Origin of the sequence: Sphingobacterium sp. UBA865, from assembly GCF_002295765.1 — a bacterium.
GTDB classification, from domain to species: domain Bacteria; phylum Bacteroidota; class Bacteroidia; order Sphingobacteriales; family Sphingobacteriaceae; genus Sphingobacterium; species Sphingobacterium multivorum.
Genome location: NZ_DBGB01000042.1, coordinates 303302 through 318415 on the forward strand (window position 1 = coordinate 303302; position 15114 = coordinate 318415).

The 15114-nt window shown below is 41.0% G+C and carries 11 protein-coding genes and 1 other RNA gene; 5 read left to right on the top strand and 7 right to left on the bottom strand.

Annotated elements, in window-relative coordinates; genetic code table 11:
• Positions 1-95: 95 nt before the first annotated feature.
• Together B2O97_RS24345 and rnpB are read right to left on the bottom strand one after the other, a co-directional pair.
• A complete protein-coding gene (locus B2O97_RS24345) occupies positions 96-1487 on the bottom strand; it encodes a sigma-54-dependent transcriptional regulator (RefSeq protein ID WP_070569233.1) in 1392 nt (463 codons plus the stop codon).
• Positions 1488-1553: 66 nt separating this feature from the next.
• Positions 1554-1933: RNase P RNA component class A (rnpB, locus tag B2O97_RS24350), an RNA gene on the bottom strand.
• A gap of 151 nt (positions 1934-2084) precedes the next feature.
• Here rnpB and B2O97_RS24355 point away from each other — a divergent pair.
• The gene (locus tag B2O97_RS24355) at positions 2085-3137 is read left to right on the top strand and encodes a helix-turn-helix transcriptional regulator (protein WP_286768308.1); all 1053 of its coding nucleotides are present in this window, start codon (positions 2085-2087) and stop codon (positions 3135-3137) included.
• Positions 3138-3147: 10 nt separating this feature from the next.
• On the opposite strand, the gene B2O97_RS24360 is transcribed toward B2O97_RS24355, so the two are convergent.
• From B2O97_RS24360 to argS, 3 genes are read right to left on the bottom strand one after another with little or no spacing between them, the layout of a single operon-like run.
• The gene (locus B2O97_RS24360) at positions 3148-4338 is read right to left on the bottom strand and encodes an NAD(P)/FAD-dependent oxidoreductase (RefSeq protein WP_286768339.1); all 1191 of its coding nucleotides are present in this window, start codon (positions 4336-4338) and stop codon (positions 3148-3150) included.
• Between the two features lie 15 nt (positions 4339-4353).
• Positions 4354-5430, bottom strand: coding sequence for an oxidoreductase (locus B2O97_RS24365; protein ID WP_286768309.1), 1077 nt, complete (start codon positions 5428-5430; stop codon positions 4354-4356).
• A gap of 4 nt (positions 5431-5434) precedes the next feature.
• Positions 5435-7219: an arginine--tRNA ligase gene (gene argS, locus B2O97_RS24370; protein ID WP_201639466.1), complete on the bottom strand. Its 1785-nt coding sequence runs from the start codon at positions 7217-7219 to the stop codon at positions 5435-5437.
• A gap of 108 nt (positions 7220-7327) precedes the next feature.
• On the opposite strand from argS, the gene B2O97_RS24375 reads away from it, so the two are divergent.
• Positions 7328-8719: an arginine decarboxylase gene (locus B2O97_RS24375; protein ID WP_046675638.1), complete on the top strand. Its 1392-nt coding sequence runs from the start codon at positions 7328-7330 to the stop codon at positions 8717-8719.
• Positions 8720-9267: 548 nt separating this feature from the next.
• On the opposite strand, the gene B2O97_RS24380 is transcribed toward B2O97_RS24375, so the two are convergent.
• Positions 9268-9774, bottom strand: coding sequence for a thioredoxin family protein (locus B2O97_RS24380; RefSeq protein ID WP_236586101.1), 507 nt, complete (start codon positions 9772-9774; stop codon positions 9268-9270).
• Between the two features lie 452 nt (positions 9775-10226).
• On the opposite strand from B2O97_RS24380, the gene B2O97_RS24385 reads away from it, so the two are divergent.
• From B2O97_RS24385 to B2O97_RS24395, 3 genes are read left to right on the top strand one after another with little or no spacing between them, the layout of a single operon-like run.
• A complete protein-coding gene (locus B2O97_RS24385; protein ID WP_115047844.1) occupies positions 10227-11804 on the top strand; it encodes a glycerol-3-phosphate dehydrogenase/oxidase in 1578 nt (525 codons plus the stop codon).
• 34 nt (positions 11805-11838) lie between these two features.
• Complete coding sequence (gene glpK, locus B2O97_RS24390; RefSeq protein WP_070569218.1) at positions 11839-13338, top strand: glycerol kinase GlpK; 1500 nt, start codon at positions 11839-11841, stop codon at positions 13336-13338.
• 9 nt (positions 13339-13347) lie between these two features.
• A complete protein-coding gene (locus tag B2O97_RS24395; protein ID WP_201639468.1) occupies positions 13348-14088 on the top strand; it encodes an MIP/aquaporin family protein in 741 nt (246 codons plus the stop codon).
• Positions 14089-14149: 61 nt separating this feature from the next.
• Here B2O97_RS24395 and B2O97_RS24400 read toward each other — a convergent pair whose 3' ends face one another.
• The gene (locus B2O97_RS24400) at positions 14150-15109 is read right to left on the bottom strand and encodes a GNAT family N-acetyltransferase (RefSeq protein ID WP_046671934.1); all 960 of its coding nucleotides are present in this window, start codon (positions 15107-15109) and stop codon (positions 14150-14152) included.
• Positions 15110-15114: the final 5 nt, after the last annotated feature.

The window sequence follows — 15114 nt, forward strand, 5'->3', positions numbered from 1 at the left end:
AAAGAGATTCCTTAAGGAATCTCTTTTTTTATCGGTTTGCCCAAGCGAGCTGCAATTTTCGTTCACCGCTGCTAGACTAAATTTTCACGAAGTGATTAATCTCTTTTTAGACCAAACTTCTCTATTTTACTATACAGATGGCTACGTTGAATATCTAAATCGTCGGCCGTCTTGGAGACGTTCCAATTATTTTTTTCCAATTTATATTTTATAAATTCTTTCTCCGCATGATCTTTATAATCTTGAAACGAATCAAAGGAGTCCATATCTAAACCATAATTCGTTGCGCCTTTTTCATGCGCTATACCGTTTACCGGTTCACGAGAAGGATTAGCAAATGCGACAACATCTTTATCTGTAATAGATCGATCACTCAAAATAATTAAACGTTCAATCATATTGCGCAATTCCCGAATATTACCTGTCCAGGGAAGATGGCTCAATTCCCGCATGGCCGCAGTCGTAATTTCCTTCACAGGTATCCCATATTCCATACAGATTTCTTCACAAAAATTTGTTGAAAGCAGGGGAATATCATCCACACGGTCGATCAAAGCAGGTACATGAATCAAGATTACCGACAGGCGGTGATACAAGTCCATTCTAAAATTGCCATCCTCAATTTCCTTCAAGAGATCTTTATTGGTCGCGGCTACTACCCTGACATTGACGTCAATTTCTTTATCGCCACCCACTCTGGTGATTTTATGTTCCTGTAACGCCCTTAACACTTTAGCTTGAGCGGATAGACTCATGTCTCCGATCTCATCCAAGAACAATGTTCCGCCACTCGCTTGTTCAAATTTTCCGATACGCTGTTTAATAGCTGAAGTGAAGGATCCTTTTTCATGGCCAAATAATTCTGATTCGATTAATTCGGAAGGTATCGCAGCACAGTTCACTTCAATAAGCGGTCCCTGCGCACGATTCGATTTCTCATGCAGCCAACGTGCCACAAGCTCCTTTCCCGAACCATTTGCTCCAGTTATCAATACACGCGCTTCTGTCGGTGCTACGCGATCAATTGTCTCTTTAATACGTTTGATTGCCCCAGACTCACCCAATATATCTTTAGTTTTCGAACTGCTAACTTTTCGTTTCAGTACTTTGGTTTCGGTGACTAGGGAACTTTTATCCAGTGCATTCCGAACGGTGATCAATAATCTGTTCAGGTCCAGCGGTTTTTCTAAAAAGTCAAATGCTCCTTTTTTCGCCGCTTCAACAGCTGTTTCAATCGTACCATGTCCTGAGATCATAATAAAAGGGATATCCGGGCTGCTTTGGTGTGCTTCCGCCAAAACTTCCATCCCATCCATCGTATTCATCTTGATATCGCAGAGAACAAGATCTATTTTTTCCTTTTTTAAAATATCTAATCCATCCCGGCCATTGTCGACATCTAAAATCGTATAATCTTCATATTCCAAGATATCACGCAACGAACTTCTGATGGCGCGCTCATCATCAATTATTAAAATTGTACTCATAAATCGATAGTTATGCTATTTTTTCAATTACGGGAATCAATATAAGTTTTTTTTGGCAATTAGCAAAAAGAAGCAAACCTTGTAAGCCGGGTTCTGTAGACCACCGAAGTGGAATTTCTATCATTTATCTAGATTTGCCATCGCTGACAAACTCAATCAACCTACCCATTACGAATTCCAATACATTGAAAGAAGACGAGCAGCCTTCGAATTTCGCAACCTATTTGGTCTTTCAACACACGAGGTTTACCGTAATATATGTCACCATACAAGACCGTAAGCTCTTACCTTACGTTTTCACCCTTACTCCGAAAAGCGGTATATTTTCTGTGGCACTTTCTGTCTGCTATTTTCATAACAGCCTTCCCGTTAGGAAGCGTGTTGCTCTATGTTGCCCGGACTTTCCTCTCCTCTTAAAAAAGAGCAGCGATAGAACCAGTTTGCTTCTGCGCAAAAGTAGCTATTTTACTCGGATAAACCCGAATTTCTTTTCAATTTCGAAAAGACCATTCATTTAGCACCACAGGCACAAAAATCTACGCAATTACCTTGCGTAGATAAAGAGAATTTTTGTATTTTCAATCTAACAAAAAAAACATGGCACTCAATAAACTAGCCCTCATACGTTATAAAACGATTGACCATTGCCTTCGCTTGCGACATCGTAAATGGACCTTGGAAGATCTCATGGAAAAGGTTTCCGATGCACTTTATGAATTTGAAGGAATCAAAAATGGGATAAGTAAACGTACCATACAAGGTGATATTCAACTCATGCGTAGCAATAAACTTGGCTACAATGCGCCTATTGTTGTGTTGCACCGAAAATTCTACACCTATGAAGATCCCAACTATAGCATTAGCAATTCACCGATTTCCGTCGGTGACATGCAAAAAATGAAGGAAGCAGTAGAGGTACTTAAGCATGTGAGCGGTTTCTCCAGTTTTGATGAAATGAGCGATATTGTTGCACGGCTTGAAGATAGCATCCATACCAAAAAGGACAATTCACCTTCCATTATACAAATGGAAAGTAACAACCTGCTAAAAGGCCTTTCTTTTATCAGCCCGCTGCATCAAGCCATTCGTGAAAAAACACCACTCCTGATCAGCTACCAATCGTTCAAAGCAACACAACAGCAGGATCTGGTCTTCTCACCTTATCTCTTAAAAGAATATCGGAATCGATGGTTTCTAATTGGTCAGCATAAAAAGAATGAAGGATTAATGACGCTGGCGCTTGATCGAATCAATACCATCGAGGAAATGGGCAAAAATTCATACAAGGAATATAGAGGGGTCGATTTCGAACGTTACTTTTCGGATACCATAGGCGTAACGAAGACACAAAAAGACCGTGGCCAGCGGGTGATATTGCAAGTCAATGCAAAAAATGCACCTTATGTAGCAACAAAACCCTTACATCCTTCACAGCAGATTTTAGACAAAAAGGAGGATGGCTCAATCTTAATTCGCATCGATGTTGTACTTAACTTTGAACTGGAAAGAGAAATTTTAGGTTTTGGCGAATCCATTAAAGTACTCTCGCCAAGAAATTTACAAACGAGAATAAAACAGCGCTTGACAGCTGCCACAGAACTCTATGCTGAGAAATCTGTCGATAAGGCGTTAAATTCACGAAATGAATAATATTTCACGCCTAAATGTCTTGGGCGATGGCATAACCACTAGCCCAAGCCCATTGGAAATTATAGCCGCCAAGCCATCCTGTAATATCAACAGTCTCCCCTCCGAAATAAAGGCCTTCAACTTTTTTAGACATTAAGCTTTTGGAGTGAAGCTCTTCCGTTGAAACTCCTCCACGCATGACCTCAGCTTTATCATACCCCTTATCTCCCGCAGGTTTTACCTTGAAGCGATGGATCGTACCGACAATCAACTTCGCATCAGCTTTACTCAGTGAGGCGATTTTGGTATCCAAGGCCAAAAATTTCCCAAGGGCGTCGACCAATTTCCTGCTGAAATAATCGTTTAGCAATTGTGAAACAAGTCGTTTCCCACCGTATTGTCGCTCCTGTTTAATCAGATTATCCAAATTAAAATTAGGCAAGAGATCAATCGTAATCTCCTGTCCAGGCCGCCAATAACTTGATATTTGAAGAATTGCAGGTCCGCTTAATCCCCAGTGTGTAAAGAGAATATTCTCTTCAAAAGACATTCCGGCAACAGACACTTTCGAGAACACCGAATTTCCAGCCAAAGAACTATACCAATCCGCATCTTTTCCAGTTATCGTCAAAGGGACTAATGCAGGCGCTGTACCGACTACATTCAAACCAAATTGTTTAGCTAAGCGTACTCCAAAGTCTGAGGCCCCAAGCTTTTGCACCGGAAGCCCACCGGAAGAAACAACCACTTTATGGGCATGGTATCGGGACTCACCTTTTGCATTTTCTACTTTTACCACAAAGCCATTATCGTTTTTTTCTACAGATTTGACCAAGGTATTCAAGGCTATATCCTGCCCTGTCTCGTATAAAATTTTAGAAAATACAGCAACGATATCTTTTGCTTTATTGGTCTCTGGAAACAACTGTCCCAGTGTTTTTTCATGTCCCACGATACCATATTGTTCAAAAAATGTAATGGTATCGTCCACGGTCCATTGTTTGAATATACCGTGCAAAAAATCTGGATTTTCAGAAATGAAATTAGCGGGACTGCTACCAATATTTGTATAATTACAGCGCCCACCTCCGGAAATCAGGATCTTCGCACCGACCTTATCGTTTCTTTCAAGGACCAAGGTCTTCTTCCCAATTAGCCCTGCTTGGGCTGCACACATCAATCCGCAGGCTCCCCCCCCAATAATGATGGCATCGTATAGTATACTCACAGCAACACTCTAATAAGCAATCAATGTATTTTCAACAGAAACAACTCTTCGTTCCAATTGACTCTGATACCCCAATTCAATAATTTTAATGACATCCCGCGCCTGTTCCGCCGATGCGATCAAGGTAGTTTTTCCCAATATGCTATCCGCAACGTTCTGATAAAAATCAGGATAAGAACCTATTTCAGAAGGAATCATTTCTTCAATATCATTCCCCTGTTCAACAATATTGAGCTTGCCGTATAGACTTGGATCTTCTTGTCCCCAAGTTGGATCTTCATCGGGAAATTTACCATCGCGCAGTAAAGCTTCCTGTGGATCGACACCATATTTTACAAAATTTCCGTTCATGCCAAAGACACGATATCGAGGTGTAGGTTCTTTTGTAAGCATAGACCCTTTCAGCGATACCCGTAAGTCATCATAGTACAATAAGCAGTCGAAATTGTCAATGGTTTTCGCATGATCCCGTTGAATAGCTAAATCTGCAAAAACAGCATCTGGTCTTCCAAACAATTGTAAAGTTTGATCGATAAGATGCGAGCCCAAATCGTAGAATATCCCCGAACCCGGTAAATGTTCTTCACGCCACGCATTTGGTCTCAAGTAATTGCGGAAACGATCAAACCTAACTTCCAGATTTACAATTCTTCCCAATCGTCCACTTTGAATTACTTTCTTTAACGTTCGATAATCGGAGTTGAATCTTAAATTGTGATAAGGCGCCAAAATCAGATTTTTCTCCTTAGCCAGCGCGATAAGCTCATCGGCCTGCTCTACATTGTTCGTAAATGGTTTCTCGACAATAACGTGTTTTCCTGCTTCCAAAGCACGTTTTGCAAAAGGATAATGCATGTCATTGGAAGTCGCAACCACGACTAAATCAATGGTTGCATCATTAAAAATATCATCTGCCGACAAAGCAATTGCTGCCTGTGGATAGCGTTCCTTTAGCAAACTTTGCTGATCTGCTTTCCGGGCGGTCACTTTAACAAGATCCAGTTCAGCTATCGAACGCATCACGGGAGCGTGAAAAACCTGACCTGAAATTCCAAAACCAATAAGTCCTACGCGAATTTTCTTCATAGCATTACATTCTTTCAGGTACATGAATACCCAATAAGTTCATCCCTTTGGCGATAACCTTTGCCGCAGAAGCCGAAAGATGCAATCTAAAGTTCTTTACATCAGGATCTTCCGCTTTCAATATCGTTTCTTCATGATAGAATTTATTGTAGAACTTGGCTACTTCATAGATATAGTTTGCCAATTGCGCCGGGCTGAACTCTTGCGCAGAAGCCTCAATAGCCTCCGGAAACGCACCTAATTGCTGAATTAGATCTCGCTCGTAAGAGGAAATCGTCGCCGGTACAGACACAGCACTGTCAAAATCGAATTCAGCTTTACTTAAAACAGATTTGATACGCGCATGCGTGTATTGAATAAACGGCCCTGTATGACCTTGAAAATCGACAGACTCATTTGGATCAAACAAAAGACGTTTTTTAGGATCCACTTTCAATAGAAAATATTTCAATGCTCCCATTCCGATCGTATCGTAAAGAGCAGCTTTTGATTCCTCGTCCAATCCGCCAGTCTTGCCAAGCTCCTCAGTACGTACCTGTGCAGTTTTAAGCATTTCAGCCATTAAATCATCCGCATCAACAACTGTTCCCTCCCGCGATTTCATTTTACCTGAAGGAAGGTCGACCATCCCATACGATAAATGGAACAATCCGTCAGCCCAGGCTTTACCTAGTTTTTTTAAGATTAAAAACAATACCTTGAAATGGTAATCCTGTTCGTTACCGACAACATAAATAGAATCATTCATTTTGAATTCATCATATTTCAATTGTGCTGTCCCCAAATCTTGTGTAATATAGACCGAAGTACCGTCGCCACGAAGCACAAGCTTCTGATCCAATCCTTCGTCTGTTAGATCAATCCATACGGAGTTATCCTCTTTTTTAAAGAAAACCCCTTTATCTAAACCTTCCTGGATAATATCTTTACCCAACAAGTATGTATTGGATTCATAATAGTATTTATCAAAATCGACGCCTAATTGTTTGTAGGTCTTTTCAAACCCCGCGTACACCCAACTGTTCATGGTTTTCCAAAGGGAGATCACCTCTTCATTACCGGCTTCCCATTGTTGCAACATCGCTTGTGCCTCCTTCATCAAAGGTGCATTTTTCTTTGCTTCCTCTTCGGTTTGCCCCTCAGCTTTCAATGCCTCGATTTCCTTTTTATATTCTTTGTCAAAGACAACGTAATATTTTCCAACAAGGTGGTCGCCTTTAAGTCCAGTAGACTCGGGTGTTTCACCGTTACCAAATTTCTGCCAGGCCAACATGGACTTACAGATATGGATACCACGATCGTTCACCAAATTTGCTTTGATCACATCATAACCATACGCTTTTAGGATTTCCGCAACAGCATATCCTAATAAGTTATTACGGATATGTCCCAAGTGCAGTGGTTTATTGGTATTTGGAGAAGAGTATTCCACCATCAATTTTTTCCCGTTCGCAGGAAATACAGCAAAGTCCTTCGCCGTTATGGTCTGATTCAACAACGTGATCCAGTAAGCATCGGAAAGAACAATATTCAAAAAGCCTTTTATCACATTGAAATCTGATATTTCAGCGATATGCTGTTGCAAATAAGCACCAATTTCCTTTCCGGTTTGTTCCGGAGAAGATTTCGAAAAGCGCGTTACGGGAAAAGTTACGATTGTAATTTGTCCCTCAAACTCCTTTCGGGTAGCTTGTAAAGCAATTTGAGTTTCTAAAATATCTGCATTGTAAAGCTCTTTTACTGCCTGTACAGTGACTTCAATAAGTCGCTTTTGAATAGAATTTGCCATTTAATGATTTTGTAATTTTTACAACTTCCTGATAGTGAATTGGAAATAAATAACATTCCTTATTTAGGTATTCACCATTAAAGTATATCTTTGCAAAAATAATAAAAAATGCAGAGCTATCAGGAATTTCTTGACTTAAGTGTTGGTTTTCCGCAAGACGGATTCGAAATCATCGACGACGAATTGTATTTCCACGATTTGAATTTAATGGAAATGATAGAAACGTACGGTACGCCGTTACGTTTTACCTATTTGCCTATCGTCAGCAAAAAAATTCAGCAAGCGAAAATCCTCTTTCAGACCGCAATTCTGAAACACAACTATCGCGGATCTTACAAATATTGTTATTGTACCAAGTCATCCCATTTCAAGCACATCGTAGAGGAAGCTTTGAAAAATGATATCCACCTGGAAACTTCATCTGCATTTGATATGCCGATGATCGATTCATTGGAAAGACAGGGCACAGTAACAAAAGACATTACAGTGATCTGTAATGGGTTCAAAACCTACCAGTACAAACAATATATTGTTGATATGATCCACGATGGATATAAAAACATTATACCGGTGCTGGATAACAAAGAGGAGTTTAACCTTTATGATGATGAAATCGAATTGGATGAGCCTTGTGCTTTAGGTATCCGCGTTGCTTCCGAAGAGCAACCAGATTCTCAATTCTATACATCTCGCCTAGGGATTCGCCAGGAAGACGTCGTTGAATTCTATAACAACAAGATCGCCGACAATCCAAACTTTAAAGTAAAGTTGCTCCATTTTTTCATTAATTCAGGTATCTCGGACACCCCGTATTACTGGAACGAATTAGAGAAATACGTTACTTTATATTGTAAATTCAAGAAAGTAAACCCGGATTTAGATACCCTAGATATCGGTGGTGGCATGCCATTTAAGGATTCATTGGTACACGACTTTGATTACGAATATATGGTCAATGAGATCGTCAACCGTATCAAACAAATCTGTGCTCACCATGAAGTGATGGAACCAGACATTATTACTGAATTTGGCAAATACACTGTTGCTGAAGCATCAGGTATCCTCTATAAAGTTTTGGGGCGCAAGCAACAAAACGATCGCGAACGTTGGTTTATGATTGATGGTTCATTCATTACAAATTTGCCGGATGTATGGGCATTGAATCAAAAATACATTCTATTGCCGATCAATAACTGGGATTCAGAATATGAACGCGTCAATTTAGGTGGCATCACATGCGATGGACAGGATTATTACAATCAGGAGGCGCATATGAACTCGGTATTTATGCCGAAGACCCGTAAGGTTCAATACCTGGGCTTCTTTCATACAGGCGCCTATCAAGATGTATTAAGCGGATATGGAGGCATCCACCACTGCTTACTTCCTTCACCCAAACATGTGCTTGTACGCCGCAATAGAGATGAAACATTCAACTACGAGGTGTTCGGTGAGGAGCAAAACTCCAAACAAGTAATGAAATTGTTAGGCTACCAATAAGATATTATATTCTACCAAGAGTAAGCACGCTCGTCATTGGGGGATCAAAACAATATCCTCGTAAAAAAGAGCTATTTTAAGCCAAAATAAAAAGGTCTCGTTTCTAGGAACGAGACCTTTTATTTTCAGCCTATCCGCCATTATTTACAATCGGGCGTAAATTAAAGGCAAAATCACAGACAATGAGAACCATATCCAGTAGAAAAAAATAGATTGTAAAATCTATATAGTAAGCTGTTCGGTAGATGTAAACCTATTTCAGTATAAGACAGCTGGCTTTTATTCATATTGTGTTCGTACCTGCTTCGGACCACGTTCGGAGCTGCCCAATTCCGTTACGACTGTTGACCTAGTAGTGTACAGACCTTTCCTGTTTGGAGACTGGACAATATCTGTACAGCATCTGTACAAGATCTATTGATGATCCGAAGCAGATACGAAGCAGGTACGAAGGAAAGCTATTGATCTTTCAGAATGTATCGTCGTTTAGGAAAGGATTGCTGGGTATTTTCCTTTAGCGCGACTAGAAATCCCAAAGTCGATAATTGCTATTTTGCAACCCAAGTTTTAAAGAAATTAAGCACTTTTTCTTCATCATAGCCCTTTCCTTTTTCCAGACTACCACTCTCCTGTACATGCAATGTTTTTCCATTTCTATCCAAAATAATAAAAAATGGATAACCTAGTTTATTGCCTTCAGGGGCATACTTTTGAAACACAGCTTCATTTTTATTTTCTTTTGAATAATTGAGGTGATAATAGAGGAAATGACTCTTTAACAACTTGTCGACACTTGCCGTTTTATGGATATATTCATTAAATCTTAAACACCAGACACACCAATTCCCACCGGCTTGAATGACGATGTTTTTCTTTTCTTTCTTTGCTTGAACCAATAGCTGATCGATATCATTCTGTGCATTGGCATCTGGATTGTAAGGCTTCGAAAGATCCTGAGCTGTAGCAAGCTGCTGTGAGAACGCTTTGGACTGTACGAGTACCGTCCCCAAAAACACAATAGCTCCACACAGTAATAATCTTATATTTCTCATCATAAATAAATTAAATACGAATCTAAAATTACAAAATCATTTCCCCAAACCAAAACATAAGCAGCACATAATCGTTAAACATGATATAGCTATTGACCATGAAAAAAAACACCCAGGACTACAACGGACCGTATTTCAGCGGATTCATAAAAACGCGATTAAGCCCTATATACATAACCTTAGGTGATCAGAATAGGGGGTGTCATTCAAAATACCGCCATTGGGGAGAAGTAAAAAAGGCAACCTGTTGATATGCTATACCCTATCACCCGTAAAAACCAAAAAGACTTGCTTTTGCTAAAATAAAAACAAAACAAAACAAAAACAAACACCTGACCTTAACATAAATAATATTTAATTTCCTTTAAAATTTAACAAATATAGCATAACTTAGTGTAAAGGAAGTAGTAAAAGAAGCACAGAAGATTCACTACAAAAATCCAAAACGAAACAAAATGAAACACCAAGAATTCAACAGGTCAAAACTGATAGAAAAAATAAGGGATACGAGCGCGTGGGATGTTATCGTCATAGGCGGCGGTGCCAGCGGATTAGGTGTTGCATTAGATGCCTTAAGCCGAGGGTTCAAAACAATTTTATTGGAGCAGGTTGATTTTGCAAAAGGCACTTCAAGCAAAGCAACAAAGCTTGTTCACGGTGGTGTACGCTACTTGGCTCAAGGCGACATCTCATTGGTTAAAGAAGCGCTTCATGAAAGAGGTTTACTCCAAAAAAATGCTCCACACCTTGTTAAAAACCAATCGTTTATCATTCCAAACTACAGCTGGTTCGATGGCCCATTTTACACCATTGGAATGAAAATATATGACCTTCTGGCAGGTAAATTAAGCTTGGGAAAATCCATTCATATCAATAAAGAAGAAACGCTCAATCGCATAAGCACTGTACGACCTAAAGGGCTATATGGTGGCGTGGTATATCAAGACGGACAATTTGACGACTCCAGGCTTGCGCTCAACGTTGCGCAGACCTGTATACAAATGGGCGGAGTCGCCCTAAATTATGTAAGGGTCAATAACCTCACCAAAGACAGCGATGGACGAATAAACGGTGTCATCGCCAATGATACCGAAACTGGTGAAGTTTTCACCATACAAGGCAAAGCTGTTATCAATGCTACAGGAATATTTGTCGATGATATCTTAAAAATGGATAGACCTGAAGCGAAACAAATGGTACGCCCCAGCCAGGGTGTTCACCTTGTATTTGACAAGTCGTTTCTCCCGGGCGACGATGCCATTATGATTCCAAAAACGGATGATGGACGGGTCCTTTTTCTAGTACCTTGGCATAATCGAGTCATTGTGGGAACAACGGATACACCGATAGACGAGCATAGCCTTGAACCGGTAGCTTTGGAGCAGGAGATCGATTTTATTCTGAAAACGGCGGGACGTTACTTGACAAAACAACCAACAAGAGCGGATGCATTGGCCGTATTCGCCGGCCTCCGTCCACTGGCAGCCCCTACAGGTAACTCAAACAAAACCAAAGAGATCTCACGAAGCCACAAGGTTATTGTTAGCGACTCCAAATTACTGACTTTAACTGGCGGAAAGTGGACAACATTCCGTCGAATGGGCCAAGATACCCTAGACAAAGCGATAAAAATTGGTTGTTTACCTCAAAAAGAAAGCCGGTCTGCCACACAAAAGATCTATAGCGCCATTCCAACGTCCGACAGAAGCAATCATATGTATATTTACGGTGCCGACCAAGAAATGATCAATGCATTGGCTCAGGAAAATCCCGAATGGAACGAAAAGTTAATCCCACATCTTGAGTTCAAAAAGGCCGAAGTTGTTTGGGCAGCACGCAATGAACTTGCCAGGACTGTGGAAGATGTGCTATCCCGTCGGGTACGGATGCTATTTCTTGATGCGAAAGCTGCAATTGAAGCTGCACCTGATGTCGCAAAAATACTCGCCCAGGAACTGGAAAAAGATGAAGATTGGCAAAATGATCAAATAACGCATTTTCAAAATGTTGCAAAAAATTATATCTTAAAGTAATACAAAATAACCAGCAATACTCAATTACTCAATTATGGAACAACAATACATCTTGGCAATGGATCAAGGTACCACCAGCTCCAGAGCTATCATTTTTGATAAAGACAGAAATATAGTCTCCATTGCCCAGAAGGAATTTACGCAAATATTCCCACAACCAGGATGGGTTGAACACGATCCACATGAAATCTGGTCAACACAGGCAGGTGTCACTGCAGAAGCAACCACAAAAGCAGGGTTAAACGGCAAAAATATTGCCGCTATTGGCATTACCAATCAACGGGAAACTGTGGTCGTTTGGGAAAAAGAAACAGGAAAACCCATCTACAATGCCATTGTATGGCAAGATAAACGCACAGCAGATTATTGCGACGAGTTGCGTAGCTCTGGAAAACATGAGATGATCCAGGAAAAAACAGGCCTAATATTAGATCCTTACTTTTCTGCAACCAAAATAAAATGGATTCTGGATAACGTGGAAGGTGCCCGGGAAAAAGCACAAAACGGGGAATTAATCTGTGGAACTATTGACACTTGGCTCGTCTGGAACCTCACCCGGGGCGATGCTCACATTACGGATGTAACAAACGCTTCCCGCACCTTACTCTTTAATATTCATAGCATGGAATGGGATAAGGAGCTACTCGAATTATTTGACATCCCCGCCGCCATGCTGCCCGAAGTAAAAGAAAGCAGTGAAATATATGGGGAATCACGGACAACCATTTTTGCACACAAAGTCAAGATAGCTGGAATTGCTGGCGACCAGCAGGCGGCACTGTTCGGACAGCAATGTATTGAAAAGGGAATGGTCAAAAACACGTACGGCACTGGATGTTTTATGTTAATGAACATCGGGGATAAACCAATCCGTTCAAAGAACAACCTTTTAACGACTGTCGCCTGGAAAATCAACGGAAAAACAGAATATGCCTTAGAGGGGAGCATATTTATCGGCGGTGCACTGGTCCAATGGCTACGCGACAATCTCAACATCATCTACAAATCGGCAGACATAGAGCAATTAGCGCTGACAGAAAAAGATAATGGCGGTGTCACATTTATCCCTACATTCGCCGGACTGGGGGCTCCATACTGGAACGCTCGTGCACAAGGTACACTATTTGGCCTTACGCGTGCAACAACCAATGGTCATATTGCACGCGCCTCGCTAGAGGCAATTTCCCTGCAGACTCGTGATGTGCTGCAAGCCATGGAAGCTGATAGCGGCATACCGATCAAAGAATTGCGTGTAGACGGCGGTGCAACAGCAAATAATCTACTTATGCAGATTCAGGCCAATGTACTAAACAGCAAAGTTGTACGCCCCAAAATTACAGAAACTACAGCTTTGGGGGCAGCATACCTCGCCGGACTGGCCGTGGGATTCTGGAAAAATGAGGATGAGATTTCTAAGTTTTGGGCACAGGATCGTATATTTGAACCTGAAGCAGAGCAAGAAGAGCAAACAAAAAAGATTATTAAGCTCTGGACCAAGGGAGTCAAAGCATTACAATACTGGACCGAAAACTAACCAACAAGCATGAACCATTATTTAGCAGAATTTATCGGCACCACCCTTCTCCTTCTTTTAGGCAATGGGGTTGTGGCCAACGTTATCTTAAAAGGCACAAAAGGAGAAAATGGAGGGTGGATTGTAATCACGACCGCATGGGCACTTGCAGTCTATGTAGGTGTTGTTTTTGCCGGCCCATATACCGGAGCCCATCTCAATCCTGTGGTAACCATTGCCGTAGCCCTTAATCATGGCCTCCCTTGGATGGAAGTACCTGGCTATATTCTCGCACAAATTGCCGGTGGTTTCTGTGGCGCGATGTTGACCTACATCATGCACAAAGACCATTTCGATGCAACAGCAGACCCAACGACCAAACTTGGTGTTTTCGCTACTATACCCAACATCCGAAATACATCAACAAATCTAGCAAGTGAAATTATCGGAACCTTTGTGTTGATTTTTGTAATTTTCTTCATAACAGGTCAAGATGTCACCATTGACGGAAAAACAGCTCCCATTGGCATGGGCTCCCTTGGTGCGATACCCGTTGCATTCCTCGTGTGGGCCATCGGTCTCTCCCTAGGCGGAACTACGGGATATGCCATCAATCCTGCCCGGGATTTTGGCCCGCGCTTATTTCATGCACTTTGGCCAATCAAAGGAAAAGGTAGCTCCGACTGGTCTTATGCCTGGATTCCAATCCTAGGACCGATCTTAGGCGCCATTTTAGCCTTTGCACTGTATACCTGTATAAAACCGGCCTAATCAAGGTCGAGCTGCACGAACAAAATAAAAGGGATTCAAAAATTGAATCCCTTTTATTTTATTATCCACGCTTGGGTTTTCTATGACCGTATTCACGATCCCGATCAAACGTATTCATATGGCGTTCCTTCTTCACGGGATACACATCATCAATTACAATCAAAATACCTTTTTCTTCTACCGTACCAAACTCATCATTACGTGCAGTGCCAAATGATTTCATCGTAGGCGATAGGTTCATATAGGTATTGATCAACGGTGGAATATTCTCTCCCAATGCTCTCACATGGCTATTTAACACCTTATATCCTTCTTTATAATCCAGCCCATCAAATACGCCGACAAAGCGATCGTAATCATTTTTGATTTCCAATTCCGGAAGAGGAAGAACCAATTTATCATGGTCAGGAAAATAATAGTCCATAAAATAAAGCAACATATCCCGTGCATCTTTATTATAATGTGGATACATGGTCACTTTACCAAAGAGGTATTTAATTTCAGGGTTAAGCATCACCAAAGCCCCTAAACCGTCCCAAAGATTGTCCAATGAAAAAATTCCTTTTCTATTGTCGATGGCTGGTTGGTACTTAGGCTGTACAAACGACCGTCCCAACTCTATGGTGTAAGGTAGATATTCATTCGTAAATAATTCGGAAAACTGAAAATAATGTGCTGTTGATAAATTGGGTATGCCGTTTACTTCACCAGCCTCGGCACATTTGATTACCCTATAACCGGCAACCACCTCTTCATCTTCGGGATTCCATGCGATCAACTGATCGTAACAATCTTCGCATGTATCATTTTCATCGATATCAATTGAAAGTCCTGTACCTCCCCCTGCGCCACGAAAAGTCAACTCCCGCAAACGCCCAATTTCACGCATGACATTTGGCGAATTATGATAGTTGATTAGGTATATCTCGTTATTTCCATTGTTGGTATATCGTAAGAAGACTTCTTTATTCAATTCGGTCTTCAATAATTCTCTATCAACTGGAGGTATAATTTCTTGCATAAATT

Excerpts from the sequence above, each read along its gene's own strand:
- B2O97_RS24345 (WP_070569233.1), bottom strand. The coding sequence starts at position 1,487 with ATGAGTACAATTTTAATAATTGATGATGAGCGCGCCATCAGAAGTTCG.
- argS (WP_201639466.1), bottom strand. The coding sequence starts at position 7,219 with ATGGCAAATTCTATTCAAAAGCGACTTATTGAAGTCACTGTACAGGCA.
- B2O97_RS24375 (WP_046675638.1), top strand. The coding sequence starts at position 7,328 with ATGCAGAGCTATCAGGAATTTCTTGACTTAAGTGTTGGTTTTCCGCAA.
- B2O97_RS24365 (WP_286768309.1), bottom strand. The coding sequence starts at position 5,430 with ATGAAGAAAATTCGCGTAGGACTTATTGGTTTTGGAATTTCAGGTCAG.
- B2O97_RS24395 (WP_201639468.1), top strand. The coding sequence starts at position 13,348 with ATGAACCATTATTTAGCAGAATTTATCGGCACCACCCTTCTCCTTCTT.
- B2O97_RS24400 (WP_046671934.1), bottom strand. The coding sequence starts at position 15,109 with ATGCAAGAAATTATACCTCCAGTTGATAGAGAATTATTGAAGACCGAA.
- B2O97_RS24355 (WP_286768308.1), top strand. The coding sequence starts at position 2,085 with ATGGCACTCAATAAACTAGCCCTCATACGTTATAAAACGATTGACCAT.
- B2O97_RS24380 (WP_236586101.1), bottom strand. The coding sequence starts at position 9,774 with ATGATGAGAAATATAAGATTATTACTGTGTGGAGCTATTGTGTTTTTG.
- B2O97_RS24385 (WP_115047844.1), top strand. The coding sequence starts at position 10,227 with ATGAAACACCAAGAATTCAACAGGTCAAAACTGATAGAAAAAATAAGG.
- glpK (WP_070569218.1), top strand. The coding sequence starts at position 11,839 with ATGGAACAACAATACATCTTGGCAATGGATCAAGGTACCACCAGCTCC.